Below are 25,336 nucleotides of genomic sequence, written 5' to 3'. Positions count from 1 at the left end.
ATCATGAAAGCGCAAGGCAAAGTGATGCTGGTCGGCGCCGGCCCTGGCGATCCCGATCTGCTGACGCTGAAGGCAGTCAAGGCCATCGGACAAGCCGATGTGCTGCTGGTGGACGACCTGGTCAATCCCGAGGTGCTGATGCATGCGCAAGACCGCGCCAGAGTGATCCATGTCGGCAAGCGCGGCGGTTGCCAGTCGGCCTCGCAGGAATTCATCGAGCGCCTGATGGTGCTGGAAGCGCAGGCGGGGCATTGCGTGGTGCGCCTGAAAGGCGGCGATCCTTATCTGTTCGGGCGCGGCGGCGAAGAGCGAGCGCATCTGCGCCGGCACGGCGTGACGGTCGAAGTGGTGCCGGGCATTACCAGCGGCATGGCGGCCGCAGCCAGCATCGGCATTTCAGCTACCCACCGTGACCATAGCCAGGGCGTGATTTTCGTGACCGGCCATGGCAAGAGCGAGGGCGCGCAGCCAAACTGGAAAGCGCTGGTGGCGGCCGATATGACGCTGGTGGTATACATGGGCGTGGCCCGCTGTGCGCAATTGCAGCGCAGCCTGCTGGAGGCAGGCATGGCCGGCGCCATGCCGGTGGCGGTGATCCAGTCGGCGACCTTGCCGGCGCAGGCGCAGCTGCTGACCAGTCTCGCCCGGCTGCCGCAGGCCTTGCATGATAGCGGCCTTGGCAGCCCCAGCATTATCGTCATCGGCGAAGTAGTGCGTTGCGCCGATGCGTTCGCCGAGGTTTGCGCCGGGGTTTGCGCCGATCTCGGCCAGGAGAATTTGCAGCGGGCTGTGGGCTGAACCGCTTGCGCGCAAGGTAAAATGCGCGGCAAATGCCTACTCCCGCCGCCCTCATCGATTGGTCACAACCCTGGCTCAAGCCGTTCCGTATTCTCGGCCAGCGCCTGAGCGCCGTTGACGACTGGAGGCTGGCCTTGAATGCGCTTGCCGAGGAGCGCGGCATCCGCAATTATCAGGGTTTGCCGGTCAGTTTTGTGGCGCAGGCCGAATTGCCGCCGGCGACCGCCTATGAAGCATTCGTCGGCAGCAGCGGCAAAGTACCGACCCGCGACAACCTGCACGATTTCCTGAATGCCCTGATCTGGCTATCGTTCCCGGCCATCAAGGCGCGCCTGAACGCGCTGCAGGCGGCCGAACTGGCCAAGGCCGGCACCGTCTCCGGCAGCAGCAAGCCGCGCGGCGCAGCGCGCGATGCCGCCACCATCTTTGATGAAAATGCCGCTTTGCTGCTGGTGCCGGATAGCGCCGCGGGACAGTCGCTGAGCGCAGCCTTGCGCCAGCACCAATGGCAGCAAGTGTTTGTCGACCAAGGCCCCATGTTTGGCGGCGCTGCCGAAGTCTGGCTGTTCGGCCACGCCTTGCTGGAAAAACTGGTGCAGCCATACAAGGCGATTACGGCGCACACCCTGGTGCTGGGCGTGCCGGAATCCTATTTCGCGTTGACCGGTGAAGCCAGGCGCGGCTGGATCGACCAGCGCGTTGCCGCCGAACTGGCGCAGCCGGATGCGCTGATCGGACGCCTGACGCCGTTGCCGGTACTGGGCGTGCCGGGCTGGAGCAGCGGCCAGGACCAGGCCTTCTATGCCGATGCCGCGGTGTTTCGTCCAAAGCGCGGCAAATGAGGCCGGCCTGATAAAATCCACTTACTTCATTTTAAAAGCGATTCTTCACATGCTATTCCTGGACAGAGTCATCGCCGATTTCGACAACGCCTTGCGGGTGATCACCGGACAGGCTTCGGCTTCGCGCCCGAATCCGGCGCTGCTGGCGGCGGACGGCGTGCTGGATGCGGCCGAGCAGCGCCACAGCGCCGGCCTGATGCGGGTCAACCATGTCGGTGAAGTCTGCGCTCAGGCGCTGTATGACGCCCAGGGCCGTTTCGCCCAGGGCGATCCGATCAAGCAGCAATTCGCCGCAGCGGGCAGGGAAGAGGAAGACCACCTGGCCTGGACTGCAGAACGCTTGCGCGAACTGGGTTCGCACGTCAGCTTGCTCAATCCGCTGTGGTATGCCGGATCCTATGCGCTGGGAACGCTGGCGGCGCGCTTGGGCGATGTGCGCAGCCTGAGTTTTGTATCGGAAACCGAGCGCCAGGTTGAAGCGCACCTCAGCAGCCACCTGGAGCAACTGCCGCTGCAGGACGCCAAGTCGCGCGCCATCGTCGAGCAGATGCGCGACGATGAAATCGCCCATGGCGCGGCGGCGCGCTCGTTGGGGGCGGCTGAAATGCCGCGTCCGGTGCAGAAGGTGATGCAGGCGATGTCGAAAGTGATGACGACAGTCGCCTATTACGTCTGAGTTGTAGGGGGGGCATTCTTGCCCACGCGTGATCGCGATAACCGAAGTACATACCAGTGTGGCATCGGAATGGCATGTACGTGGTGTGAGTTCACGCGTGGGCAAAAAAGCTTGCCCACCCTACAAAATATCAGGCTTCGACTGCGGTTTCCGCCAGGTCGTCGACGATGTCGAAGGAATGGGTGATTACCGCGGTTTTTTCCAGCATGATCGAGGCCGAGCAGTATTTTTCATGCGACAGCTTGATCGCGCGTTCCACCAGGTTGGGTTTCAGGTTGCGGCCGCGTACGGTGAAGTGGAAATGGATCTTGGTGAATACCTTAGGCTCGGTCTCGGCCCGTTCCGATTTCAGCGTGACGTCGCAGCCGCGGATATCCTGGCGGCTTTTGCGCAGGATCAGCACCACGTCATAAGCGGTGCAGCCGCCGGTGCCGGCCAGCACCACTTCCATCGGCCGCGGCGCCAGGTCGCGGCCGCCGCCGTCCGGCGCGCCATCCATCGTCAAAATGTGGCCGGAGCCGGTTTCTGCCAAAAACGTCATGCCGGACGAGCCGGTCCAGCGAACAGTGCATTCCATATGATCTCGTGAGGGTGGTGATTGTGTCGTCATATTCTAACTGCTCTTGGCGGACCCGGTTTGACCGGCTTTTGTTGTATAAAAGAAAATTAAACCGTAGATTTTTACTAAAAATCTCGATTCTCTACCTTGCGATGCACAATTCTGTTTGCTAAGATCAATCTAATCGTTGCAAGATTGATTTTCGGCAACGAACGCCATGTCTCCTCCACCCCTCCACAGGAGTGGATTTAAACCCGACGCCACAGCGCAGTTCGGGTTTTCTTTTATCCGGAACCTCGGTTGCAGGTGTTTAGGCCCCCCTGTTTACGACCGCATTTACAACATTCCATAGCGCAAACGGCCATTTTTTTCAATCGGTTTGACGCCAAGTCCTTGAAAAGGCTATAATTTACGGCTTTTCCGTTTGCTCAGGAAAAGATAACAAGGAAGAGTCTGTCGCTGATGCAGGACGATGCTCCGGTCTAAAAGCCGGGTTTTCGATAGCGGCGGAACCACCATTTGAGCGAATTAAACTAGTTAGGAAGTCAACATGAAAACTTTTTCCGCTAAGGGCCATGAAGTCCAGCGTGATTGGTTCGTGATTGACGCGACGGACAAAGTCCTCGGACGTGTTGCCAGCGAAGTGGCACTCCGACTGCGCGGCAAGCACAAACCCGAATTTACTCCTCACGTTGATACCGGCGATTTCATCGTCGTCATCAATGCAGGTAAACTGCGCGTCACTGGCGCCAAGGCAACCGACAAGACGTATTTCCGTCACTCCGGTTATCCAGGCGGCATCTACGAAACAAATTTCCAGAAAATGCAACAGCGTTTTCCAGGTCGTGCGCTGGAAAAAGCGGTCAAGGGCATGCTGCCTAAGGGTCCGCTTGGCTACGCCATGATCAAGAAGCTCAAAGTGTACGCAGATGGCAGCCATCCGCACACCGCGCAGCAACCTAAAGCACTTGAACTCTAAGGAATAGACATGATCGGTAACTACAATTACGGAACCGGCCGTCGCAAGAGTGCAGTGGCTCGCGTCTTCATCAAGTCCGGCTCCGGCCAAATCGTCGTCAACGGCAAGCCAGCGAATGAATATTTTTCGCGCGAAACCGGCCTGATGGTGATTCGCCAGCCACTGGAACTGACCAACCATGTCGAAACTTTCGACATCAAGGTCAATGTCAGCGGCGGCGGTGAATCCGGCCAGGCTGGCGCAGTTCGCCACGGCATCACTCGTGCACTGATCGACTACGATGCAACTTTGAAACCGGAGCTGTCCAAAGCCGGCTTCGTTACACGTGATGCACGTGAAGTTGAGCGTAAGAAGGTCGGTCTGCGCAAGGCACGCCGCGCAAAACAATTCTCCAAGCGCTAATCTACGCTTTCAGAATATCGAAAAGCCGCCAGGTTTGCGCCTGGCGGCTTTTTGTCATTTGCTGCTTGTTTATTGTGTTGTCTGTTGTGCTGTTTGTTGCGCTCTTTATCAAAAGGTAACATTGGGAAACGCGCTGCAGCGCCTGTGCCTGCGAGGCATTTCCGATTTCAATGTTAAGCCGCCCTAACGATTCATTGGCTGATAAAATAGCCAGCTCTTGGCGGCAATTTACCCAAAACACCGGGTCCAACATCGTATTGTTTTCATATCGGATTTGAAAGCCGGGTGAAAAATATACAGCTCCATGCAAGGAAAAAAGATGATCAAGGTCGGGATTGTGGGTGGCACGGGTTATACAGGGGTCGAGTTGCTGCGTTTGCTGGCGACCCATCCGCATGCGCAGTTGCAGGCGGTGACTTCGCGCAAGGAAGACGGCATGCCGATTGCCGACATGTACCCGTCTTTGCGCGGCCGCGTTTCACTGGCGTTTTCCGCGCCTGAAAAAGCCCGCCTGACCGACTGCGACGTGGTGTTCTTCGCCACCCCGCACGGCGTCGCCATGGCGCAGACGCCCGAGCTGTTGCAAGCCGGCGTCAAGGTGATCGACCTGGCCGCCGATTTCCGCCTGCAGGATACCCCGGTGTTCGAGCAGTGGTACAAGATGCCGCACAGCTGCCCTGAACTGCTGAAGGAAGCCGTATACGGCTTGCCGGAGCTGAACCGCGCCGCCATCAAGGACGCGCGCATCATCGGCAATCCGGGTTGTTATCCGACCACCATGCAACTCGGCCTGGCGCCGTTGCTGAAAGCCGACGCGGTCGACGCTTCGCACCTGATCGCCGATTGCAAATCGGGCGTATCGGGCGGTGGCCGCAAGACTGAAATCGGCATGCTGTTCTCGGAAGCCAGCGACAATTTCAAGGCTTACGGCGTTTCCGGCCATCGGCATTCGCCGGAAACGCTGGAGCAACTCGGCAAGCTGACCGACAAGAAAGTCGGCCTGTTGTTTACGCCGCATCTGGTGCCGATGATCCGCGGCATGCATTCGACCATCTACGCGCGCCTGACCAAGGATATCGATAACGCGGCCCTGCAGGCGCTGTTTGAAGATGCCTACAAGGATGAGCCGTTTGTCGATGTGATGCCGTTCGGCTCGCATCCGGAAACCCGTTCCACCCGTGCTTCGAACATGTTGCGGATCGCCTTGCATCGTCCCGACAATGGCGACACCGTAGTGGTGCTGGTGGTGCAGGACAACCTGGTCAAAGGCTCGGCCGGCCAGGCAGTGCAATGCATGAACCTGATGTTCGGCCTGGAAGAGACTACCGGCTTGCTGCACGTGCCAGTCATGCCATGACGCCATGCGTTTTTTTGAGCGGCCGAGCCGGCAGCGATGAAGTATAAATTGTGGGTTCGGCGCATGTCGATTTCGGCGCCGAAGATGACGGTGAAGAGCCATTACCCGTGGCCGCTGAAAGCGCTTTTCCTGGTGCTGGTGCTGGGTTTTGGCGGCGCTATCGCATTGTGGATATATGATCTCGGGCGCGATTTCACCGGCCATAGCCCGGCGGTCAGCAAACAGCAACTGGCCGAGCTCAATGAAAAAGTGGGCGCCTTGACGGCGGAGCGGGATCGTTTCTCGAGCACCGTCAATGCCGCCGAAAGCCGGCTCAATATCGAGAAAGCGGCGCAGGAGCAGCTGGGCCAGCAGATCAAGGTGCTGGAAATCCAGAATGCGAAGCTGAAAGAGGACCTGGCGTTTTTCGAGGGCCTGTTGCCGAATGCAACCGGCAGCCAGGGCATCACTATCCAGCGCCTGACCGCCGAATTGTTGACGCCTACGCAATTGCGCTATCGAATGTTGATCATGCAGGGCGGCAAGGGTGCCAATTTTGTTGGAAATGTGCAACTATTGGTGACTGCGACAGTGGCGGGTAAAAGCACGGTGCTGACTTTCCCGGGCGCCAGCGCCACAGCTGCAGAAAAGACCGCTTCCCAGCTGGATTTCAAGTATTACCAGCGCGTCGAGGCTGAACTGACTTTGCCGGAAGGCGCCGTGGTCAAGGCGATTCAGGCCAAGGTCATGGAAAAAGGCCAGATGCGGGCGCAGCAAACCTCTAATTTGTAAAAAAGGAAACATCATGTTCAACCGTAAAGCAAAGAGCACTATCGATAGCTTGATTGGTTCGTCGACCAGCATTGAGGGCGATGTCCACTTCAAGGGCGGTCTGCGCATCGACGGCAATGTGAAAGGCAATGTAGTGGCGGAGCCTGGCGAAACCAGCGTCCTGGTGATTTCCGAGAGCGCCAAGGTGGAAGGCGACGTGCGGGTCGCCCACCTGGTGGTCAACGGTGAAATCAGCGGCAATGTTTATTCCGCCGAACTGCTTGAATTGCAGCCGAAAGCCCGCATAACCGGTGATGTCAATTACAAGGCGCTGGAAATGCACAGCGGCGCCCTGGTAAGCGGCAAACTGACCCATGAACAGAATGTGGCTGAGCCGGTGCTGAAACTTGCCATGTCGCAATCTGCCTAAGATTTGGGGCTGGCCGGCATGAATCCGGACAAGCGCCTATAATGCAGTATTGTATGTACCCCGCAGGAGCCAAAAATGAATGCTGTCGCTGAAATTCAAGATGTAGTCGCCTCGCCGATCGTGTTTACCGATAGCGCCGCCGCCAAGGTTGCGCAGCTGATCGAAGAAGAAGGCAATCCAGACCTCAAATTGCGCGTTTTCGTGCAGGGTGGCGGTTGCTCCGGTTTCCAGTATGGATTCACCTTCGATGAAATCGTCAACGAAGACGACACCACCATGAGCAAGAACGGTGTGCAGCTGCTGATCGATTCGATGAGCTATCAATACCTGGTCGGCGCTGAAATCGACTACAAGGACGACCTGGAAGGCGCGCAATTCGTGATCAAGAATCCGAATGCGACGACTACTTGCGGTTGCGGTTCTTCTTTCTCTGCCTGATTAAGTAATTATCTAAGCAACACGCGGTTCTTGAAAAAGGGCGCCGGGGAGAAATCCTCGGGCGTCCTTTTTTATTGCCTGCTTATTGCCTACTTATTGTCCGTTATCGATTACATTTCCGGCAGGATGTCCTCAGGCCGGATACAGCGCCCCCAGGATCCGTAAGCCGCGTGCCCCGGTCACCAGCGGCAGGTTGCCCGGCAGGCGCTGGTCGAAACGCAGCGCCAGCCAGGCGAAAGCCACCGCCTCGACATGGTTGGGCGCAATGCCGAGCGCTTCGGTAGATTGCACGGTTGCCGCCAGCTGGCGTTGTTGCAGCGCTTGCGCCAGCTGCTGCATCAGGTGCGGGTTATAAGCGCCGCCGCCGCAGACATACACGGTTTGCGCCGCCGGCGCATGTTGCGCGATCGCGTCGGCGATGGTGGTGGCGGTCAGCAGCGCCAGCGTGGCTTGCACGTCGGCGGCGGCAAGCTGCGGCAAACTGCCGAGATGACGCGCCAGCCATTCTTCGTGGAACAGGTCGCGCCCGGTGCTTTTGGGCGGCGCCACCGCAAAATAATCTTCCTTGCGCATGGCGTCGAGCAAGGCCGGCGCCGGCTGGCCGCTGGCTGCCCACAAGCCGTTCTCATCGTAGTCCTTGCCGTGATGGCGCTTGATCCACAGATCCATCAGGACGTTGCCCGGCCCGGTATCGAAGCCGATGACGTCGCGGCTCTGGCCCGGCGTTGCATGGCCCAGCGTCTCATGGTCATACAGCACGCTGATGTTGGCGATGCCGCCGATATTCACTACCACCCGGGTTTGCGCCGGATCGGCGAACACGGCCTGGTGGAAAGCCGGCACCAGCGGTGCGCCCTGGCCGCCGGCGGCGATGTCGCGGCTGCGGAAATCGGCGATGACGTCGATCCCGGTCAGCTCGGCCAGCAGCGCCGGGTTGTTGGCCTGGCGCGTAAAACCCAGCTCGGGCCGATGCCTGACGGTCTGGCCGTGGACGCCGATGGCGCGGATCTGGTCTGGCCGCAAACCGGCATCTGCCAGCAGGCGCTCGACGCAAGCAGCGTAATGCGAACTCAGGGTATTGGCGACCAGCGCTTCGCGTTCGATTTCATCCTGGCCGGCGCTTTGCAGCGCCATCAGTTCGGCGCGCAGCGAGGCCGAAAACGGCATGTAGGCCGAGGCCAGGGTGGCTACTGGATGCTGCACCGGGGCGCTCGGAAATGCTGCGATGACGCCATCGACGCCATCCAGGCTGGTGCCGGACATCAGGCCGATGAACAAGCCGCTTTGGGTAGTTGGAGTGGACATAATAAAACCGTTGTGAGATCAGCTGATTTTACTAGCGACTCGACAACGGTTCTAAGTTTATTCTGAATTCAGCAAATGAGTTCAGCAAACCCCAGGCATGCCGGAAGTTTATTTTGACGCCAGCCTGGTGGCCGGCGCAGCAGCCGTTTCGCCGCTCAGCAGGTTAAAGCGATGGGTGATATCGGCTGCAACCGTCTTGAAGCGCTCCAGTTCGACCCCGGCCAGCGGGCTGGCGGTAGGCACCACCACCGACATCGGATCGCGCGGCTCGTTGGCGACCCGGAACTCGTAATGCAAGTGGGGACCGGTCGCCCAGCCGGTCATGCCGACATAGCCGATGACATCGCCCTGGCTGACCTTGCCGCCTTTGCGCGAGGTCGGCGCAAAACGGCTCATGTGCGCATACACCGTTGAATATTTGCTATCGTGTTTGATGATGACCACATTGCCGTAGCCGCTTTCAACGCCGGCAAAATCGATCACGCCGTCGGCGGTGGCATGGATGGGCGTGCCCGTGGCGGCGGCAAAGTCGACGCCGGTATGCTTTTTCCATTTGCCCAGGATAGGGTGCACGCGCATCGAGAAGCCGGAGGAAATACGGGTAAAGGTCAGCGGCGATTTCAGGAAGGCCTTTTTCAGCGATTTGCCGTCGAAACCGTAGTAGCCGCCCTGGCCGCTGGCGGGTTCGTCAAACCAGACTGCCTGGAACGGCTTGCCGCCGTTCACGAATTCGCCGGCCAGGATGCGTCCGGCGCGCAGGAACTGGCCGTTTTGCCAGAATGTTTCATAGGCGACATTAAAATGGTCGCCACGCTTCAGGTCAGAAGCAAAATTGATGTTGGTGCCGAACATGGCGACGATTTGCGAGGCCACGCTGTCGGGGATATCGGCGGCGTCGGTGGCGGCGAACAGCGAGGAGCGGATCACGCCGGTATGCATTTCGACGCGCCGTTCGACCGTGGCGGTTTCTTCGCTGACGGTAAACTTGTCGCCGTCGCGGTGGATCAGCAGATTGGTCGGCGTATCGTCGCCGTCGGCAATCGTCGCGCGCAGCATCTGCAGTACGCCGTCGTTGCTGGTCTGCGCCTGCACCGTGGTGCCGGTCTTGAGGCGCAGCACGGCGCGCGCGCGGCTGTCCGACTTGATGAAATTGCTGGCCTGGTCGTCGTCTACGCCAAGCCGGGTCAGCAAGGTCGCCAGCGTGTCGCCGGCGCGCATCTTGTCTTCGGCAACATAAAGTTGTTGCTGAGCTTCAAGTTTTGCGATCTGTTCACTAAGGCTGGGCAATTCCAGTTCGGCGGAAATCGCTTTCACCGATACTTCGTCAGGATCCGTTGCCAGCGGAGCAACACCGGCCGCACCAAAGGCAACCAGGGTCAGCAACACGGCGGAAGCGGAGACAATACGGGTTTTAGGCGTCGAATCAGCAAATGAAGCATAGACCCGGGTGGGTATCTGCTTGAAAAACGGCTTGATACTGGACCGCAAGTTGATGATTTTATCTTTGAGAGACATGCAATACGTTAAAATTTGCCGTTTGCTACCGATTCTTGTGTTGTTGTTTGATTGAACGACTTGCGGCGGGTTAAAAGGATCAGGGATTATACCTTAGGGTATCTTGGACGGTTGTAGGACTAGTCCGATTTTCTCGTAACCCTTTGTATGCTTTTTTTTGTCCGCCCTTGCCGTCCAGTAGCGGCACAAGCGCAGCTTTTCAGATTTCATTTTCGCTGGATTTTAATTCCCTATATGGCTCACGATTCCCACAACGCATCACCGAAGGCAGCCGCTGCCGTTGAAAACACCCCCTTGGTCCTGTCGGACCGGACCCAGGAGGCGCTGGCGATCACCAAGCGCGGCGTCGACGAACTGCTGATCGAGAGCGACTTTGCGCGCAAGCTGCAGCGCTCCGAGCAAAGCGGCAAACCCTTGCGCATCAAATTGGGCCTGGACCCGACCGCGCCCGACCTGCACCTCGGCCATACGGTGGTGCTGAACAAGATGCGGCAACTGCAGGATCTCGGCCATAACGTGATTTTCCTGATCGGCGACTTTACCTCGATGATCGGCGATCCGTCGGGGCGCAACGTGACGCGGCCGCCGCTGACGCGCGAACAGATCGAAGAAAACGCCAAGACCTATTTCGCCCAGGCCAGCCTGGTGCTGGATCCGGCGCGCACCGAAATCCGCTACAACTCGGAATGGTCGGACCAGCTGGGCGCGCGCGGTATGATCCAGCTGTCGGCGAAATACACGGTGGCGCGGATCCTGGAGCGCGAGGATTTCACCAAGCGTTACAAGGCCGGCACCCCGATCTCGGTGCATGAGCTGCTGTACCCGCTGATGCAGGGCTACGATTCGGTGGCGCTGGAGTCGGACCTGGAACTGGGCGGCACCGACCAGAAATTCAACCTGCTGGTCGGCCGCGAGCTGCAGAAGGATTACGGCCAGGAGCCGCAGTGCATCCTGACCATGCCGCTGCTGGAAGGGCTGGACGGCGTCGAGAAGATGTCCAAGTCCAAGGGCAACTACATCGGCATCACCGAGCCGGGCAACACCATGTTCGCCAAGATCATGAGCATTTCAGACGTCATGATGTGGCGTTACTACGAGCTGCTGTCGTTCAAGTCGCTGGCGCAGATCGCCGCCTACAAGGCGCAAGTCGAAGGCGGCCAGAATCCGCGCGACATCAAGGTTGCGCTGGGGCAGGAAATCGTGGCGCGCTTCCACAACCAGCAAGCGGCGGAAGACGCCTTGAGCGACTTCAACAACCGCGCCAAGGGCGGCATCCCGGACGATATTCCTGAACTGACGCTGAGCGGCGCGCCGCTGGGCATCGGCCAGCTGCTGAAACAAGCCAATCTTTGCCCGTCGACCTCGGAAGCGCTGCGCATGGTGGAGCAGGGCGGGGTGCGGATCGACGGCGCGGTGGTCAGCGACAAGGGCTTGAAAGTCGACGCCGCCACCTTCGTGATACAGGTCGGCAAGCGCAAGTTCGCCCGGGTGACCTTGACCGCATGATCGGCCTGCTGCAGCGAGTCAGCCACGCCAGCGTGGCGGTCGACGGCCTGACTATCGGCGCCATCGATGGCGGCCTGATGGTGCTGCTGTGCGCCGAGCGCGGCGACCGTGAAAAAGAAGCGGACGCGCTGCTGGCCAAGCTGCTGGCCTATCGCGTGTTCGCCGACGACGCCGGCAAGATGAACCGCAGCCTGAGCGACATTGGCGGCGGCCTGCTGCTGGTGCCGCAATTCACGCTGGCGGCGGATACCCAGTCCGGCACCCGGCCTTCGTTCACGCCGGCGGCGGCGCCAGAAGAGGGGCGCCGCCTGTTCGACTATTTCGCCGGCCAGGCCGCCAGCCGGCACCGGCAGGTCGCGACCGGCCGTTTTGGCGCCGACATGAAAGTGTCTTTGACCAATGACGGCCCGGTGACCTTCTGGCTGCAGGTAAAACCGCCGGCCGCCAAAGCGTAAGTCCCGGGTAATCCGCTTTTGCTGTAGCCTGATTACTTTACGACAGGAGCTTACCGTGAACCTCTGGAGCCATTCTTTCAACGACGGTGCCTATCTCCCCGGCGAATTTGCTTTCGCGGTAGTGCATCCCGAGACCCACGTCACCTTGTCCGCCAACCACAACCCGCACCTGGGCTGGGGCGAACCGCCCGCCGGCACAAAATCGCTGGCGCTGGTCTGCTGCGATCCCGACGTGCCGTCGCGCGGCGACGATGTCAACCAGGAAGGCAAGACGGTGCCGGCAGAACTGCCGCGCGTCGATTTTTTCCACTGGGTGCTGGTCGACCTGCCGCCGCATGCGACGTCGATTGAAGCCGGAACCTTCAGCGACCGCGTCACCTCGCGCGGCAAGCCGGGTCCGGAAATCTACGGCAGCCCGATTCCTGGCGCGCGCCACGGCCTGAACGACTATACCGGCTGGTTTGCCGGCGACGCCGCGATGAGCGGCGATTATTTCGGCTACGACGGCCCGTGCCCGCCATGGAACGACGAGACCGTGCACCGCTATGTTTTCACCGTGTACGCGCTGGACATCGCGCGCTTGCCGGTGGACGGCAAATTCACCGGCCAGCAAGCGCTGGCGGCGATACGCGGACACATCCTGGGCGAGACCTCGATCGTCAGCCTGTACACCCTGAATCCCGCCTTGTAAGCGCCAGCCCTGCAGAAAGCCCATGCCAACTACCGAAATCCTGCTGATACGCCACGGCGAAACCGACTGGAACCTGGAGCGCCGGCTGCAAGGCCACCTGGACATTCCGCTCAATCCGACCGGCCAGCGCCAGGCGCTGGCGTTGGCGCGCAGCCTGGACGGCATCGCCCTGGACGCCGTTTTTTGCAGCGACCTGCAGCGCGCGCAACAAACCGCCGCACCTCTGGCCGAAGCGCGCGGCATGGCCCTGCGCCTCGAAAGCGGGTTGCGGGAGCGTTGCTACGGCGCGCTGGAAGGCTTGCGTTATCCGGAAGCGGCCGAGCGTTTTCCTGAAGCCTATGCGGCGCTGATGGCGCGCGCTGTCGATGTCCGGTACCCGGCCGGCCAGCACGTGGCGGAAACCATGCGCGAATTCTACGCAAGGGCGGTGGCGGCCCTGTCGGCTTTGCTGGCGCCGGGCGATCTGCGTCCGAATTTGTGTCGGATTGCGGTAGTCACGCACGGCGGGGTGCTCGACTGCATTTACCGTTTTGCCCACAAGCTGCCGCTGGAGCAGGCGCGCAGTTGCGATATTTTCAATGCAAGCATCAACCGCCTGAGCTGGAATCCGGAATGGCCGCAGCCGTTGCGGGTGGACGGCTGGGCCGACGTGGCGCACCTGGACGCCTTGTCGCTGGATGAAATCGACCAATAAGCGCGGTTTGCAACATTGATGCCGCTGGCGGTTTTCCGCTTATGTTGGGCTTTCGCGGCAAGTGCCGGGAATCGCTATAAATCTGTATAAGCTGTTGCAAAAACAGTTGCGATAAAAGCAGCGTGCTTGTGCTAATCTTGCTAACAAGAATTAAAACAACAGCGGGACTGCCAGCATGAAACTTAATCTCTTTCCCTCCTGGGCGCAGCGTACCGCTGCCCCTGTGCCGTTGGCCGAAGTGGTTGATGCGGCCGCGGGGAAACAGAGTGCGCCCGCCACCACGGCGCCGGCGCTGAACGATGAGCAGCTGGCGCTGGTCGGCGTGTTGCACCAGTTGCTGCAAACCCTGCCCCAGGCCTATAGCGGCCGTGAAAGCGTGAAACGCCTGTGCCAGATGGTCCTGCCTGCCAGTCCGCATATCCGGCTGGTGTGGGTCGGTTTCTGCCAGGACGATTCGGAAGCGACCATCAAGCCGGCGGCAATTGTCGGTAAGGCGCTGGACGAGTCGGATAACTGGCAACTGGCCAAGGATTGTTTCGACTACGTTGCGCCGTTTGCCCAGGTCGCCGATTGGGAGGCTGGCCACGACAGCGATTTCCATGCCCTGTTTACCCCTTGGCAAGCGCATCCCGAGCGTTGCTCGGCCAAGGCTGCGCTGGCCATACCGCTGCGTTCGGAAAAAGCCCGCATGCACGGCATGATGGTGTTTTACGCCGACAGCGAGGATTATTTTTCGGAAACCGGGTTTGCCTCGTTCCAGGCTTTCGGCCATGTCTGTGAAGTGATCTGGAAGCAGTCCAACCTGTCGCACCTGCTCACGCGCCAGGCGCAGCTTGATTCGCTGACCGGCTTGCTGACCCGGCGCCGCATCGTGCACGTCTATGAAGAAGCGGTGGCGGCTACAGTCGTCGACGAGTCGCCGTTATCCATCTTGTACTGCCAGCTGGACGATTTCCACAAGATCAACGACCTCTACGGCTGGGCGGTGGCCGACAATATCCTGGCGGCGTTCGCCAAGGATACCGGCGCCCAGCTGCGCAAGACCGACAGCGGCGGACGCTGGAACGCCACCGAATTCCTGTATGTGTTGCCGGCTACCGACACGGTCGACGCCGATAACCTGGCCGAGACTTTCCTCGGCCATTTCAAGCACCATCCGGTGAACATCGAAAACTGGTCGATCCGGCTCGCGCTGTCGATAGGAGTGGCCACTTACGGCGCCGACGGCCGCGGCCTGGATGAGCTGATCCACTACGCCACCCAGCATCTGCGCAGTTCCAGCACCTCGGCCGAAGACGAACTTTGATTGTGCAAAACCCCGCTTGCCTCGGCAATCGGGATAAAATGACGCCTTTCCCCTTGTGATTCCATCTCGAGTCAGTGACGCCGTCGTGAATATTGGCCCTTATTTCCTGCGTAACAACGTCTTTGTGGCGCCCATGGCGGGCGTCACGGACAGACCGTTCCGGCAGCTCTGCAAAGAGCTGGGCGCCGGCTATGCGGTGTCGGAAATGGCAGCCTCCAATCCGCGCCTGTGGCAGACCGAGAAGACTTCGCGCCGCATCAACCACGATGGCGAGATGGAGCCGCGGGCGGTGCAGATCGCCGGCGCCGATCCGCTGATGCTGGCGGAGTGCGCAAAATACAATGTCGACCACGGTGCGCAGATCATCGACATCAACATGGGGTGTCCGGTCAAGAAAGTGTGCAACAGCTGGTGCGGTTCGGCTTTGTTGCAAGATGAGCAACTGGTGGCGAAGATCTTGGAAGCGGTGGTGAGCGCGGTCGACGTGCCGGTCACGCTGAAATTCCGCACCGGCTGGGACCGCCTCAACAAGAACGCCTTGAATATCGCGCGGCTGGCGCAAGCCAGCGGCATCGCCATGCTGACCTTGCATGGCCGCACGCGCGCTGACGGCTATAGCGGCGATGCCGAATACCAGACGATTGCCGCGGTCAAGGCCGCGGTCACGATCCCGGTGGTGGCCAACGGCGACATCGCGACGCCGGAAAAAGCACGGCAAGTGCTGGAGTACACCAAGGCCGACGCCATCATGGTGGGACGTGCGGCGCAGGGCCGGCCGTGGATTTTCCGCGAGATCGAGCACTATTTGCGCACCGGGGAATATTTGCCGGCGCCGCTGGTGACGGAAGTGCAACAGCTGATGGATGAACACCTGCGTGCGCATTATGGATTTTATGGCGATTACCTGGGAGTGCGCACCGCCCGCAAGCATATCGGCTGGTATGTGCGCGATTTGCCCGGCGGCGAAGCATTTCGGCAACGCATGAACCTGCTGGAAGATTGCGGCCAGCAGCTGGCCGCAGTAAATAGCTTCTTCGAATCGCAGTTTGCGTTTGGGGAGCGGTTACAATACGGTGTGGCCGAGCAGATGCTGGCGGCCTGAATCAGATCAACTAGAAACAGATGCAGGAATTTCCCGGCAGGCGGGCACCAGGTGGGCATGACGCCATGGACCGAACGCTGATGGAACTGCCTGAATCCTAAAAAAAGAACAGTAAAAAAGAATGAGCAAAGAAAGTATCCAAGACGTGGTGAAGCAAAGCCTTGAAAAATATTTCAAGGACCTGGGCGAGCAGCCGCCGTCGAATGTGTATGACATGGTGATTTCCACGGTCGAAAAACCGGTGCTGGAAGCCGTGATCGCGCGCGCCGAAGGCAACCAGTCGCATGCCGCCGAAATGCTGGGCATCAATCGCAACACCTTGCGCAAGAAATTGCAGCAGCACGGTCTTTTGTAGCAGGCAGTCCAAGGATCAGCGGCGCCAAGCCAGAAACTGACAGCAAGCTGCCGTCCTCGCTAAAGGAGGCAGTGTTTCCCGCCAATGATGTATTTATCCGTTTTCCTTCCCTTCCAGAGTTTTCATCATGATTAAACAAGCCCTCATTTCCGTATCCGACAAAACCGGGATACTTGATTTCGCAAAAGAGTTGTCGGCGCTGGGCGTGAATATTCTGTCGACGGGCGGCACCGCCAAGCTGCTGGCCGATAACGGCATCAAGGTCACCGAAGTGGCGGATTACACCGGTTTCCCGGAAATGCTCGACGGCCGCGTCAAGACCCTGCATCCGAAAGTGCACGGCGGCATCCTGGCGCGCCGCGACTTTCCTGAGCATGTGGCGGCCCTGGCGCAGCACCAGATCCCGTTGATCGACATGGTGGTGGTAAATCTCTATCCGTTCCAGCAGACCATCGCCAAGGAGCAGTGCTCGCTGGAGGACGCGATCGAGAATATCGACATCGGCGGCCCGGCCATGCTGCGCTCGTCGGCCAAGAACCATAAGGATGTGATCGTGCTGTGCGATCCCAGCGATTATGCGGGCGTGCTGGCCGAGCTGAAGGCGCACGACGGCGAAGTCGGCTACGGCACCAAGTTCGCGCTGGCGAAGAAGGTGTTCGCCCATACCGCCCAGTACGATGGCGCCATCACCAATTATTTCACTTCGCTGGGCGAAGACAAGCAGCACGCTACCCGCAGCGCTTATCCGGAAACGCTGAACCTGCATTTCGAAAAAGTGCAGGAAATGCGTTACGGCGAAAACCCGCACCAGTCGGCGGCGTTTTACCGTGATACCCGCCATGTCGAGGGCGCGCTGGCCAATTACAAGCAGCTGCAAGGCAAGGAACTGTCTTACAACAATATCGCCGATGCCGATGCGGCCTGGGAATGCGTCAAGACTTTCAGCGAAACCGCCTGCGTCATCATCAAGCACGCCAATCCTTGCGGCGCGGCGATCGGCAACAATCCGCTGGAGGCGTATAGCAAGGCGCTGCAGACCGACCCGACTTCGGCTTTTGGCGGCATCATCGCCTTCAACCAAGAGCTGGATGGCAACGCGGCTGAAGCGGTCGCCAAGCAGTTCGTTGAAGTGATCATCGCACCGTCCTTTACTGAGCAGGCCAAGCAGGTGTTTGCCGCCAAGCAGAACGTGCGTTTGCTGGAAATCCCGCTGGCGCACAACATCAACTTGCACGATTTCAAGCGCGTCGGCGGCGGTTTGCTGGTGCAATCGCCGGATGCGCGCAACGTCGCCCTGAGCGAACTGAAAGTGGTGAGCAAGAAGCAGCCGACCCAGCAGCAGCTGCAGGACCTGATGTTTGCCTGGCGCGTCGCCAAGTTCGTCAAGTCGAACGCCATCGTGTTTTGCGGCAACGGCATGACGCTGGGCGTCGGCGCCGGCCAGATGAGCCGGGTCGATTCCGCCCGCATCGCTTCGATCAAGGCGCAGAATGCAGGTTTGTCGCTGGTCGGTTCGGCGGTGGCTTCGGATGCGTTTTTCCCGTTCCGCGACGGCCTGGATGTGGTGGTCGACGCCGGCGCCACTTGCGTGGTGCAGCCGGGCGGTTCGATGCGCGACCAGGAAGTGATCGATGCGGCCGACGAACATGGCGTGGTCATGCTACTCACCGGCACTCGCCACTTCCGTCACTAAGCAGCAGCGACCGGCGCTTCGGCCATCGTCTGGGTATATGAAAATCCTCGGTATCGACCCCGGTCTGCGGACCACAGGTTTTGGCGTCATCGACAAGCAGGGCAACAAGCTCAGCTATATCGCGTCGGGCACCATCAAGACGCCGGACGCCGATCTGCCGCAGCGCCTGAAGGTGATCCTGGCCAGCGTTTCGGAGGTCATCCGCACCTATGCGCCGGATTGTTCGGCGATCGAAAAAGTCTTCGTCAACGTCAATCCGCAATCGACGCTGCTGCTCGGGCAAGCCCGGGGCGCGGCGATTTGCGCTTTGGTCAGCGCGGATTTGCCGGTGGCTGAATATACCGCGCTGCAGATCAAGCAGGCGGTGGCCGGCCATGGCAAGGCGCAAAAGCAGCAGGTGCAGGACATGGTGCAGCGGCTGCTGCAGTTGCCCGGCTTGCCGGGCACCGACGCCGCCGATGCGTTGGCGGTGGCGATCTGCCATGCCCATAGCGGCGATGCGCTGGCGCACCTGAGTGCGCTGGCGCCGGGTCTGGCCAAGAAGGGTTTGCGGGTGCGCGGCGGCCGGCTAGTGGGTTAAGCCACTATTGTTGTCAGCCTAGTTCCCGAATGTGGTGCATTGTTCGAGGCTGGTTTCTATCGTTACAGCAGGATTTCATTTTATTCCGTCATCTGCAGCAGTTCATCCCGCGCTATCAAGTCGCCTACTCCCCGCTTTATCTGCGATCTGTCTCATTTTGCATGTAGGAAGGCTCGTTCAATTGTGAACCTTTGTTTCAGCAAAATCGCGGCAAACACATGTGTATATCTAAGAGCTGACATTTACATATCGCGCTAAGTCCTTCATTTATTTAGTAATTCAATGTAAGAACATTCTCGGTCGATTGTTAGATACCAGCGCTAAGTCATTGACTTTACTCGAGTATTTTGCAATTGCCGGCAGCTAAATGGCTTGACCTAGAATAGTGCATCCTCTAAAGTGGGTGGAAGTGTGGAAAAGTGTTTTTTTGTGGGGCATTTGCAGAGCGGTTTTACATGCCGGCAGAGAATATTTTCAAGATTAAATTAAGGAGCGTGTGCGGTGTTTCAGGGTGCGTCAGCATTAAATCTCGATGCGAAAGGGCGGATGGCAGTGCCGTCCAAGCATCGTGACGCGCTCACCATCCAGTGCGAGGGGCGTTTGACGCTGACCAAGCACCCGCACGGCTGCCTGCTGCTGTTTCCGCGCCCGATATGGGAAAGCCACCGCGAACAGATCGCGGCCTGGCCGATGTCGGCGCGCGCCTGGCAGCGGATTTTCCTGGGCAATGCCTCCGACGTCGAACTGGATTCGGCCGGCCGGATCCTGGTGGCGCCTGAGCTGCGCTCGGCCGTCGGCCTGACGCGCGAGGTGATGCTGCTGGGCATGGGAAGCCATTTCGAGATTTGGGATGCGGCCAAGCTGGCCGAGAGCGAGTCGCAAGCAGTTGCGGCTGGCATGCCCGAAGTGTTAAGCAATTTTTCGTTCTGACGGGCCTGCCATGAGTGAATCAGTGGTGCCCGAGTTCCAGCACCGCACCGTGTTATTGGATGAGGCTGTCAGTGCGTTGGCGATTACCGGTGCGCGTGCGGACGGCATTTATGTCGACGGCACTTTCGGGCGCGGCGGCCATAGCCGCAAGATCCTGCAAAGCCTGGGGCCGCGCGGCCGCCTGATCGCTTTCGACAAGGATCCGCAGGCGATCGCCACTGCGGCCGAGATAGCCGATCCGCGTTTCGAGATCGTGCACGACAGCTTTGCGACGATGGCGCAGGCATTGCAGGAAAGAGGCATTCAACAAGTCGACGGGGTGTTGCTGGACTTGGGCATCTCGTCGCCGCAGGTGGACGACGCCAGCCGCGGATTCAGTTTCCGCGCCGACGGCCCGCTCGACATGCGGATGGATACGACGCGCGGCATGTCGGCAGCCGCCTGGCTGGCAGTCGCAGATGAACAAACGATCGGAAAGGTGGTACGTGATTATGGGGAAGAACGGTTTGCTGTTCAGATTGCAAAGGCGATTGTTGCTGGCCGGACAGTCCAGCCCATTACTGGCACACGACAGCTTGCCCAGATCGTGGCAAACGCCGTCAAGACCCGTGAGAAAGGCAAAGACCCGGCCACTCGTACCTTTCAGGCTATACGGATTTTCATCAATCAAGAGCTTGAAGAACTCGAGATAGTACTGGATCAGGCATTTCGGCAGATGGCCCAGCAAGGGAGATTAGTCGTGATCAGCTTTCATTCGCTGGAAGATCGGATCGTCAAGCAGTTCATGGCTTCCAAAGCCAGGCTGCCGCAGCCCGACCGTCGCCTGCCGATTCGCGCGGTTGACCTGCCGCAGCCGGAGTTGAAGCTGGTGGCGCGGGTCAAGCCATCCGATACCGAAGTGGCCGACAATCCACGCGCGCGTTCCGCCATCATGCGAGTCGGCGAGCGCCTGGCTGCGCCTGTCGGAGTCCAGCCGTGAGCGGGCGCCTCAATTTTGTCCTGGCGCTGGCGCTGGTGCTGTGCGCACTGGCGCTGGTCAACGCGCAGTACCAGGCGCGCCAGCTGTTCATCGAGCTGGAACGGGCGGCTAGCCAGTCGCGCCAGCTCGACATCGAATGGGCCCAGCTGCAGCTCGATCAGTCGACGCTGGGCAAGAACGCCAGGATTGAAGCCAGCGCGACGCGCGACCTGAACATGGTGCCGCTGACCGCTGCCCGCACCCAATATCTGACGGTGGGGGAAAAATGACGCGCAATCCCCCGCGCAGCTCCCACGCAGGACGGATTGCCGCCGGCAAGGGGGTGCCGTTTTCGGCCAGCCCGATGCTCAAGGTCAAGCTGCCTGTCTGGCGCTCGCGGGTGGTGCTGTTCGCCATGTTCGCCGCCTTCCTGGCGCTGATCGTGCGGGCCTTGTGGCTGCAAGGGATTTCCACCGACTTCCTGCAAAAGCAGGGTGCGTCGCGTTATGCACGCACGCTGGAATTGCCGGCCACGCGCGGCAAGATCACCGACCGCAACGGCCAGGTGCTGGCGTCGTCGGTGCCGGTGAAGGCAATCTGGGCCATTCCTGAAGATGTGCAGGCGGCGCCGAAAGAGAAGCTGCAGGCACTGGCGAAGCTGCTCGACATGAGCTACGCCGAACTCAGCAAGAAACTCGATTCCGACCGCAATTTTGTCTACCTCAAGCGCCAGGTCGAGCAGGATGTGTCGGACCAGATCATCAAGCTTGGCATCGACGGTATCGAGACCCGCAAGGAATACAAGCGTTTCTACCCGGAAGGCGAGGTGATGGCGCACGTGGTCGGTTTCACCAATGTGGAAGATGCCGGCCAGGACGGCATGGAGCTGTCGCAGCAGAAAAACCTGGCTGGCACTACCGGCAGCCGGCGCGTGATCAAGGACCGGCTCGGGCGTATCGTCGAGGACATCGAGGCGGTCAAGGAACCGCATGACGGCAAGGACCTGGTGCTGTCGATCGACAGCAAGATCCAGTACATCGCCTTTACCCAGCTGAAAGAAGCGGTGGCCAAGAGCAAGGCCAAGGCCGGCGGCATCGTGGTGGTCGACGCCAAGACCGGCGAAGTGCTGGCGCTGGCCAACCTGCCCAGCTACAACCCGAACGACCGCTCGGTGCTGACCGGCGCCCAGCTGCGCAACCGCGTGATGACCGATACCTTCGAACCGGGGTCGACGCTCAAGCCGTTTACCGTGGCGCTCGCGCTCGACACCAACCGGGTGCAGGCCACCACCACCTTCCAGGTTCCCGACAAAATGACGATCGGCACCGCGACCGTGGGCGATTCCCATCCGCATCCGGTGTGGAACATGAGCGTCGCCCAGATCATCCAGAAGTCGTCGAATATCGGCACCGCCAAGATCGCGCTGCAAATGCCGGCCGAGGAAATGTGGGAGATGTTTACCACGGTAGGCCTTGGCCAGCAGCCGAAATTCGGCTTCCCCGGCGCGGTCGCCGGCCGCGTGCGCCCGTTCAAATCGTGGCGGCCTATCGAACAGGCCACCATGAGCTATGGCCACGGCATCTCGGTATCGCTGATCCAGATGGCGCATGCCTATACGATCTTTGCCCGCAACGGCGACTTGATCCCGCTGTCGTTCCAGAAAGTGAACGAACCTCCGGTCGGCCAGCGCGTAGTGTCGGAAAAGACCGCACTGACCATGCGCGCCATGCTGGAGCGGGTTACCGCTCCCGGCGGCACAGCGCCGAAGGCGCAGGTGCCAGGCTACCGCGTGGGCGGCAAGACCGGCACTGCCTACAAGATCGAAGGCGGCAAATACGTCAAAAAATATATCGCCGATTTCGTCGGGTTCGCACCGGCTTCCGATCCGCGCCTGATCATTGCGGTCATGGTGGACGAACCTAGCGTCGGCTCGCACTTCGGCGGCGACGTCGCGGCGCCGGTGTTCGCGACGGTTGCTGCAAACGCCCTGCGGGCGCTGAACGTGCCGCCCGATTCCAGCGTCACTGACATCATCATCCCGACCGACGGTCCGCAGGAGGGCTTGTGACAAAGCCTAAGCTACAGCAACTTCCGGAAATCCAGCAATGGCTGGACAGCGTTGCCCCGGCCGGCGCGGAGCTGGTGTCGGACTCGCGCAAGGTGAAAGCCGGCGACGTGTTTTTCGCCTATCCCGGCGATGCCGCGGACGGCCGCGCCTATATTGCGCAGGCGCTGGAGAACGGCGCGTCCGCAGTGCTGTACGAGAAGGAAAAATTTGCCTGGGATACGGCATGGCGCGTCGCCCATCGCGCGGTAAGCGGACTCAAGCTGCTCAGCGGCGAGATCGCGCACGGCTATTACGACCAGGCAGACAAGGACATGCTGGTGGTGGCCGTCACCGGCACCAATGGCAAGACCTCTTGCACCCAGTGGCTGGGCCATGCGCTGTCGCACCTGGGCCAGGCCACCGGCGTGATCGGCACCCTCGGTACAGGAATCTATATGCAAGGCGAGCGCGGCGAGTTCGAGGAAACCGGCAACACCACGCCCGATGCGCTGCTGTTGCAGCAGGCGCTGAGCAACATGCGGCGGCAAGGAGTAGCGGCGCTGGCGATCGAGGCTTCCTCGATCGGGCTGGAGCAAGGGCGCCTGAACGGCATGCATGTCGACATCGCCCTGTTCACCAATTTCACGCGCGACCACCTGGACTACCACGGCGACGAACAGCACTATGAAGCCGCCAAGCGCATGCTGTTCGACTGGCCCGGATTGCAGCAGGCGGTGATCAATCTCGACGACGCCATGGGTTTGCGCTTGATTGATCATTTGCGGCAGAAGCAGCCGGCGATTCCCGTGATCGGCTACACCTGCGAGGAACTGCAGGCGGTGCCGGGCGTCCAGGTGCTGCGCGCCTCGGCGATCCGCACCAATGCCAACGGCACGGCGTTCCATGTCGATTCGCCTTTCGGTTCGGCGCAGGTCAAGACTCAGCTGGTAGGGCAGTTTAATGTCAGCAATGCCCTGGGCATCCTCGGCGTTCTGCTGGCTAAAGGCGTGGCCTGGGATGCCGCGCTGAATGCGATTGAACTGTTGGTTGCGGTGCCGGGTCGAATGCAGCAGTTCGGCGGCCATGACGCGCCGCTGATAGTGATCGATTATGCACATACACCTGATGCGCTGGACAAAACCTTGAATACCCTGCGGCAAGTTGCGCAGCAGCGCAACGGCCAGCTGTGGTGCGTATTCGGTTGCGGCGGCGATCGCGATCCCGGCAAACGGCCGCAGATGGGCGCCGTGGCGGAACTCGCGGATCACGTCATCGTCACCAGCGACAACCCACGCAGCGAAGAGCCGAGCCTCATCATCGGTCAGATCCTGGCCGGGATGAAAGCGCCGCAGGCCGCGCAGGCGCTGGAAGATCGCGCGGCAGCGATCTTGTGGGCGGTGCGCCACGCGGCCAAGGCCGATGTGGTCTTGCTGGCGGGAAAAGGACATGAAACCTATCAGGAAATAAAAGGAAAGAAATTGCCGTTTCTAGATGCCGACCATACCGCGCTGGCGCTGGCCGCGCGGGCCACGATGAAAGGCGGCGCTGCATGAACGTCTCATTGTCGCAATTGCAAGCGTGGCTGGGACTGCCTTCGGTTGGCGCCGGCCAGGACCAGGTCGTGGTCAACGGCTTGTGCACGGACAGCCGCGCAGTAACGCCGGGCTGCCTGTTTGTCGCCTTGCGCGGCGAGCGTTTCGACGCCCATGATTTCCTGGACCAGGTGATCGCCCAAGGCGTAGCCGCGGTGGTGGTGGAGCGCACACCGGCTACATTGACCGCGCTGGCAGTGCCGGCGCTGGTGGTGAACGACACTCGAGTTGCACTCGGTACGATAGGGCAGCGCTGGCGGCAGCAATTCACGCTGCCGCTAATTGCGGTCACCGGCAGCAACGGCAAGACTACCGTCAAGGAAATGATCGCCGCGATCCTGGTCGCGGCTTTTGGCGTGGACAAGTCGCTGGCGACGCGCGGCAATTTCAATAACGAGATCGGCGTGCCGCTGACCTTGCTGCGGCTGGGCGCCGGCCACCAGGCTGCAGTGATCGAGCTCGGCATGAACCATCCCGGCGAAATCGCGCTGCTGACAGCGCTGGCCGAGCCGACCGTGGCGCTGGTCAACAACGCCCAGCGCGAGCACCAGGAATTCATGGCCAGCGTCGCCGCGGTCGCTGAAGAAAACGGCAGCGTGATACGCGGCTTGCCGGCCAGCGGCATCGCGGTGTTCCCGGCAGATGATCCGTTTACCGGCCTGTGGCGCGGTTATGCCGCCGACAAGGCTGGCAGCATCAGTTTCGGCCTGACCGCCGACGCCGATGTCAGCTGCAGCTACACCGGCGCGGCGCATGGTTTCGGCAGCGACCTGATCGTTACCTTCGCCACCGCGGGCGGTCCGCAGATATTCGCTTTACAGCTGGCCGCCGCCGGCGAACACAATGTGCGCAACGCGCTTGCCGCCATCGCCTGCACCCTGGCGATCGGCATCGACGTCGCCGCGATCAAGCGCGGCCTGGAAACCTTTGCACCGGTCAGCGGCCGCCTGCAGCGCAAACTGGCGACAGCCGCCGGTTGCGCCGGCGCGCTGGTGATCGACGACACCTACAACGCCAATCCGGATTCGGTGCGGGCCGCCATCGACGTGCTGGCGCAATCGGCCGCGCCGCGTTTGCTGGTGCTGGGCGACATGGGCGAAGTCGGCAACGAAGGACGCGAATTCCATCAGGAAATCGGCGCTTATGCGCAGCAGCGCGGCATTACCCAACTGTTCACCCTGGGCGACCTGGCGGCAGACGCCAGCGCCGCCTTCGGCCCGCAGGCACAACACTTTAACGACATCGCAGCGTTGCTAGCCGCGCTCGATGCGACCATGACGCCGGACACCACGGTGCTGATCAAAGGGTCGCGCTTCATGAAAATGGAGCGTGCTGTCCAGCATCTGGCCGGTACAACATCTGAGGGGACTCACTAA

Annotated in this window: 28 protein-coding genes; 24 read left to right on the top strand and 4 right to left on the bottom strand. The window is 60.5% G+C overall.

Translation table 11 applies throughout. The annotated features are described in order from the left end of the window. Positions 1 to 3 precede the first annotated feature (3 nt). The 3 genes from cobA to coq7 are packed head-to-tail and all read left to right on the top strand — an operon-like array spanning position 4 to position 2,316. Entirely contained in the window at positions 4 to 798 is a 795-nt protein-coding gene (gene cobA, locus CFU_RS20670) for a uroporphyrinogen-III C-methyltransferase (RefSeq protein WP_014007947.1), read from the top strand. 32 nt (positions 799 to 830) lie between these two features. Continuing rightward, on the top strand, positions 831 to 1,640 hold the full coding sequence (locus CFU_RS20665) for a DUF3025 domain-containing protein (RefSeq protein WP_014007946.1): 810 nt from the start codon (positions 831 to 833) through the stop codon (positions 1,638 to 1,640). A 49-nt stretch (positions 1,641 to 1,689) separates the two neighbouring features. Continuing rightward, positions 1,690 to 2,316, top strand: a complete 627-nt coding sequence (coq7, locus tag CFU_RS20660) for a 2-polyprenyl-3-methyl-6-methoxy-1,4-benzoquinone monooxygenase (protein WP_041742567.1) — start codon at positions 1,690 to 1,692, stop codon at positions 2,314 to 2,316. A gap of 130 nt (positions 2,317 to 2,446) precedes the next feature. Here the strand turns inward: coq7 and CFU_RS20655 are convergent, their stop codons facing one another. Further along, positions 2,447 to 2,893, bottom strand: a complete 447-nt coding sequence (locus CFU_RS20655) for an OsmC family protein (protein ID WP_014007944.1) — start codon at positions 2,891 to 2,893, stop codon at positions 2,447 to 2,449. A gap of 532 nt (positions 2,894 to 3,425) precedes the next feature. On the opposite strand from CFU_RS20655, the gene rplM reads away from it, so the two are divergent. Together rplM and rpsI are read left to right on the top strand one after the other, a co-directional pair. Continuing rightward, positions 3,426 to 3,854: a 50S ribosomal protein L13 gene (gene rplM / locus CFU_RS20650; RefSeq protein ID WP_014007943.1), complete on the top strand. Its 429-nt coding sequence runs from the start codon at positions 3,426 to 3,428 to the stop codon at positions 3,852 to 3,854. A 9-nt stretch (positions 3,855 to 3,863) separates the two neighbouring features. Next, complete coding sequence (gene rpsI / locus CFU_RS20645) at positions 3,864 to 4,256, top strand: 30S ribosomal protein S9 (protein ID WP_014007942.1); 393 nt, start codon at positions 3,864 to 3,866, stop codon at positions 4,254 to 4,256. Position 4,257: 1 nt separating this feature from the next. Here the strand turns inward: rpsI and CFU_RS20640 are convergent, their stop codons facing one another. Next, complete coding sequence (locus tag CFU_RS20640) at positions 4,258 to 4,509, bottom strand: hypothetical protein (RefSeq protein ID WP_041742566.1); 252 nt, start codon at positions 4,507 to 4,509, stop codon at positions 4,258 to 4,260. 66 nt (positions 4,510 to 4,575) lie between these two features. Between CFU_RS20640 and argC the strand changes: the two genes are divergently transcribed. The 4 genes from argC (at position 4,576) to erpA (ending at position 7,231) form a co-directional block, all read left to right on the top strand. Next, positions 4,576 to 5,613: an N-acetyl-gamma-glutamyl-phosphate reductase gene (argC, locus tag CFU_RS20635; RefSeq protein WP_041742564.1), complete on the top strand. Its 1,038-nt coding sequence runs from the start codon at positions 4,576 to 4,578 to the stop codon at positions 5,611 to 5,613. A gap of 36 nt (positions 5,614 to 5,649) precedes the next feature. Continuing rightward, complete coding sequence (locus CFU_RS20630) at positions 5,650 to 6,384, top strand: DUF6776 family protein (RefSeq protein WP_014007940.1); 735 nt, start codon at positions 5,650 to 5,652, stop codon at positions 6,382 to 6,384. Positions 6,385 to 6,397: 13 nt separating this feature from the next. After that, entirely contained in the window at positions 6,398 to 6,793 is a 396-nt protein-coding gene (locus tag CFU_RS20625) for a bactofilin family protein (protein WP_014007939.1), read from the top strand. A gap of 75 nt (positions 6,794 to 6,868) precedes the next feature. After that, the gene (erpA, locus tag CFU_RS20620) at positions 6,869 to 7,231 is read left to right on the top strand and encodes an iron-sulfur cluster insertion protein ErpA (RefSeq protein ID WP_014007938.1); all 363 of its coding nucleotides are present in this window, start codon (positions 6,869 to 6,871) and stop codon (positions 7,229 to 7,231) included. Between the two features lie 132 nt (positions 7,232 to 7,363). Here the strand turns inward: erpA and CFU_RS20615 are convergent, their stop codons facing one another. Both CFU_RS20615 and CFU_RS20610 read right to left on the bottom strand, forming a co-directional pair. Then, on the bottom strand, positions 7,364 to 8,536 hold the full coding sequence (locus CFU_RS20615; RefSeq protein WP_014007937.1) for an anhydro-N-acetylmuramic acid kinase: 1,173 nt from the start codon (positions 8,534 to 8,536) through the stop codon (positions 7,364 to 7,366). A 108-nt stretch (positions 8,537 to 8,644) separates the two neighbouring features. Continuing rightward, positions 8,645 to 10,051 (bottom strand): M23 family metallopeptidase, encoded by a 1,407-nt coding sequence (locus tag CFU_RS20610; RefSeq protein ID WP_014007936.1) that lies wholly within the window; start codon positions 10,049 to 10,051, stop codon positions 8,645 to 8,647. Between the two features lie 234 nt (positions 10,052 to 10,285). On the opposite strand from CFU_RS20610, the gene tyrS reads away from it, so the two are divergent. The 15 genes from tyrS (at position 10,286) to CFU_RS20535 (ending at position 25,336) form a co-directional block, all read left to right on the top strand. Continuing rightward, the gene (tyrS, locus tag CFU_RS20605) at positions 10,286 to 11,557 is read left to right on the top strand and encodes a tyrosine--tRNA ligase (RefSeq protein WP_014007935.1); all 1,272 of its coding nucleotides are present in this window, start codon (positions 10,286 to 10,288) and stop codon (positions 11,555 to 11,557) included. After that, positions 11,554 to 12,012 (top strand): D-aminoacyl-tRNA deacylase, encoded by a 459-nt coding sequence (gene dtd / locus CFU_RS20600; RefSeq protein WP_041742561.1) that lies wholly within the window; start codon positions 11,554 to 11,556, stop codon positions 12,010 to 12,012. Before tyrS ends, dtd begins: the two co-directional genes overlap by 4 nt. A gap of 55 nt (positions 12,013 to 12,067) precedes the next feature. Further along, positions 12,068 to 12,703, top strand: coding sequence for a YbhB/YbcL family Raf kinase inhibitor-like protein (locus CFU_RS20595; protein WP_014007933.1), 636 nt, complete (start codon positions 12,068 to 12,070; stop codon positions 12,701 to 12,703). A 22-nt stretch (positions 12,704 to 12,725) separates the two neighbouring features. Continuing rightward, positions 12,726 to 13,397: a histidine phosphatase family protein gene (locus tag CFU_RS20590; protein WP_014007932.1), complete on the top strand. Its 672-nt coding sequence runs from the start codon at positions 12,726 to 12,728 to the stop codon at positions 13,395 to 13,397. 175 nt (positions 13,398 to 13,572) lie between these two features. After that, complete coding sequence (locus tag CFU_RS20585) at positions 13,573 to 14,703, top strand: GGDEF domain-containing protein (RefSeq protein ID WP_014007931.1); 1,131 nt, start codon at positions 13,573 to 13,575, stop codon at positions 14,701 to 14,703. An 85-nt stretch (positions 14,704 to 14,788) separates the two neighbouring features. Further along, complete coding sequence (gene dusB, locus CFU_RS20580; protein ID WP_041742558.1) at positions 14,789 to 15,805, top strand: tRNA dihydrouridine synthase DusB; 1,017 nt, start codon at positions 14,789 to 14,791, stop codon at positions 15,803 to 15,805. A gap of 121 nt (positions 15,806 to 15,926) precedes the next feature. Continuing rightward, positions 15,927 to 16,160: a Fis family transcriptional regulator gene (locus CFU_RS20575; RefSeq protein WP_014007929.1), complete on the top strand. Its 234-nt coding sequence runs from the start codon at positions 15,927 to 15,929 to the stop codon at positions 16,158 to 16,160. A 127-nt stretch (positions 16,161 to 16,287) separates the two neighbouring features. Continuing rightward, a complete protein-coding gene (gene purH, locus CFU_RS20570) occupies positions 16,288 to 17,853 on the top strand; it encodes a bifunctional phosphoribosylaminoimidazolecarboxamide formyltransferase/IMP cyclohydrolase (RefSeq protein ID WP_014007928.1) in 1,566 nt (521 codons plus the stop codon). 37 nt (positions 17,854 to 17,890) lie between these two features. Next, positions 17,891 to 18,433 (top strand): crossover junction endodeoxyribonuclease RuvC, encoded by a 543-nt coding sequence (gene ruvC / locus CFU_RS20565; RefSeq protein ID WP_014007927.1) that lies wholly within the window; start codon positions 17,891 to 17,893, stop codon positions 18,431 to 18,433. Between the two features lie 501 nt (positions 18,434 to 18,934). Next, positions 18,935 to 19,363, top strand: coding sequence for a division/cell wall cluster transcriptional repressor MraZ (gene mraZ, locus CFU_RS20560; RefSeq protein WP_014007926.1), 429 nt, complete (start codon positions 18,935 to 18,937; stop codon positions 19,361 to 19,363). A gap of 10 nt (positions 19,364 to 19,373) precedes the next feature. Next, on the top strand, positions 19,374 to 20,342 hold the full coding sequence (rsmH, locus tag CFU_RS20555) for a 16S rRNA (cytosine(1402)-N(4))-methyltransferase RsmH (RefSeq protein WP_014007925.1): 969 nt from the start codon (positions 19,374 to 19,376) through the stop codon (positions 20,340 to 20,342). Further along, positions 20,339 to 20,611 carry a cell division protein FtsL gene (ftsL, locus tag CFU_RS20550; protein WP_014007924.1) on the top strand — a complete coding sequence of 91 codons (273 nt, stop codon included), beginning with the start codon at positions 20,339 to 20,341 and terminating at the stop codon, positions 20,609 to 20,611. The genes rsmH and ftsL overlap by 4 nt, the downstream gene beginning before the upstream one ends. Continuing rightward, positions 20,608 to 22,389 carry a peptidoglycan D,D-transpeptidase FtsI family protein gene (locus tag CFU_RS20545; RefSeq protein ID WP_014007923.1) on the top strand — a complete coding sequence of 594 codons (1,782 nt, stop codon included), beginning with the start codon at positions 20,608 to 20,610 and terminating at the stop codon, positions 22,387 to 22,389. Before ftsL ends, CFU_RS20545 begins: the two co-directional genes overlap by 4 nt. Beyond that, positions 22,386 to 23,921 carry a UDP-N-acetylmuramoyl-L-alanyl-D-glutamate--2,6-diaminopimelate ligase gene (locus CFU_RS20540; RefSeq protein ID WP_014007922.1) on the top strand — a complete coding sequence of 512 codons (1,536 nt, stop codon included), beginning with the start codon at positions 22,386 to 22,388 and terminating at the stop codon, positions 23,919 to 23,921. The genes CFU_RS20545 and CFU_RS20540 overlap by 4 nt, the downstream gene beginning before the upstream one ends. Further along, on the top strand, positions 23,918 to 25,336 hold the full coding sequence (locus tag CFU_RS20535) for a UDP-N-acetylmuramoyl-tripeptide--D-alanyl-D-alanine ligase (RefSeq protein ID WP_014007921.1): 1,419 nt from the start codon (positions 23,918 to 23,920) through the stop codon (positions 25,334 to 25,336). Before CFU_RS20540 ends, CFU_RS20535 begins: the two co-directional genes overlap by 4 nt.

Source organism: Collimonas fungivorans Ter331 (genome assembly GCF_000221045.1).
Lineage (GTDB): Bacteria > Pseudomonadota > Gammaproteobacteria > Burkholderiales > Burkholderiaceae_D > Collimonas > Collimonas fungivorans_A.
Note: the sequence above shows the minus strand (reverse complement) of the source record. Positions and strands in the feature narration are given on the sequence as shown.

What these genes read in the sequence shown, in the direction of transcription:
- CFU_RS20575 (WP_014007929.1), top strand. Translation starts at nt 15,927, where the DNA reads ATGAGCAAAGAAAGTATCCAAGACGTGGTGAAGCAAAGCCTTGAAAAA.
- CFU_RS20655 (WP_014007944.1), bottom strand. Translation starts at nt 2,893, where the DNA reads ATGGAATGCACTGTTCGCTGGACCGGCTCGTCCGGCATGACGTTTTTG.
- CFU_RS20610 (WP_014007936.1), bottom strand. Translation starts at nt 10,051, where the DNA reads ATGTCTCTCAAAGATAAAATCATCAACTTGCGGTCCAGTATCAAGCCG.
- CFU_RS20640 (WP_041742566.1), bottom strand. Translation starts at nt 4,509, where the DNA reads ATGTTGGACCCGGTGTTTTGGGTAAATTGCCGCCAAGAGCTGGCTATT.
- CFU_RS20535 (WP_014007921.1), top strand. Translation starts at nt 23,918, where the DNA reads ATGAACGTCTCATTGTCGCAATTGCAAGCGTGGCTGGGACTGCCTTCG.
- purH (WP_014007928.1), top strand. Translation starts at nt 16,288, where the DNA reads ATGATTAAACAAGCCCTCATTTCCGTATCCGACAAAACCGGGATACTT.
- ruvC (WP_014007927.1), top strand. Translation starts at nt 17,891, where the DNA reads ATGAAAATCCTCGGTATCGACCCCGGTCTGCGGACCACAGGTTTTGGC.
- rplM (WP_014007943.1), top strand. Translation starts at nt 3,426, where the DNA reads ATGAAAACTTTTTCCGCTAAGGGCCATGAAGTCCAGCGTGATTGGTTC.
- dtd (WP_041742561.1), top strand. Translation starts at nt 11,554, where the DNA reads ATGATCGGCCTGCTGCAGCGAGTCAGCCACGCCAGCGTGGCGGTCGAC.
- cobA (WP_014007947.1), top strand. Translation starts at nt 4, where the DNA reads ATGAAAGCGCAAGGCAAAGTGATGCTGGTCGGCGCCGGCCCTGGCGAT.
- CFU_RS20590 (WP_014007932.1), top strand. Translation starts at nt 12,726, where the DNA reads ATGCCAACTACCGAAATCCTGCTGATACGCCACGGCGAAACCGACTGG.
- coq7 (WP_041742567.1), top strand. Translation starts at nt 1,690, where the DNA reads ATGCTATTCCTGGACAGAGTCATCGCCGATTTCGACAACGCCTTGCGG.
- CFU_RS20545 (WP_014007923.1), top strand. Translation starts at nt 20,608, where the DNA reads ATGACGCGCAATCCCCCGCGCAGCTCCCACGCAGGACGGATTGCCGCC.
- CFU_RS20630 (WP_014007940.1), top strand. Translation starts at nt 5,650, where the DNA reads ATGAAGTATAAATTGTGGGTTCGGCGCATGTCGATTTCGGCGCCGAAG.
- CFU_RS20625 (WP_014007939.1), top strand. Translation starts at nt 6,398, where the DNA reads ATGTTCAACCGTAAAGCAAAGAGCACTATCGATAGCTTGATTGGTTCG.
- rsmH (WP_014007925.1), top strand. Translation starts at nt 19,374, where the DNA reads ATGAGTGAATCAGTGGTGCCCGAGTTCCAGCACCGCACCGTGTTATTG.
- argC (WP_041742564.1), top strand. Translation starts at nt 4,576, where the DNA reads ATGATCAAGGTCGGGATTGTGGGTGGCACGGGTTATACAGGGGTCGAG.
- CFU_RS20585 (WP_014007931.1), top strand. Translation starts at nt 13,573, where the DNA reads ATGAAACTTAATCTCTTTCCCTCCTGGGCGCAGCGTACCGCTGCCCCT.
- erpA (WP_014007938.1), top strand. Translation starts at nt 6,869, where the DNA reads ATGAATGCTGTCGCTGAAATTCAAGATGTAGTCGCCTCGCCGATCGTG.
- CFU_RS20665 (WP_014007946.1), top strand. Translation starts at nt 831, where the DNA reads ATGCCTACTCCCGCCGCCCTCATCGATTGGTCACAACCCTGGCTCAAG.
- CFU_RS20615 (WP_014007937.1), bottom strand. Translation starts at nt 8,536, where the DNA reads ATGTCCACTCCAACTACCCAAAGCGGCTTGTTCATCGGCCTGATGTCC.
- rpsI (WP_014007942.1), top strand. Translation starts at nt 3,864, where the DNA reads ATGATCGGTAACTACAATTACGGAACCGGCCGTCGCAAGAGTGCAGTG.
- tyrS (WP_014007935.1), top strand. Translation starts at nt 10,286, where the DNA reads ATGGCTCACGATTCCCACAACGCATCACCGAAGGCAGCCGCTGCCGTT.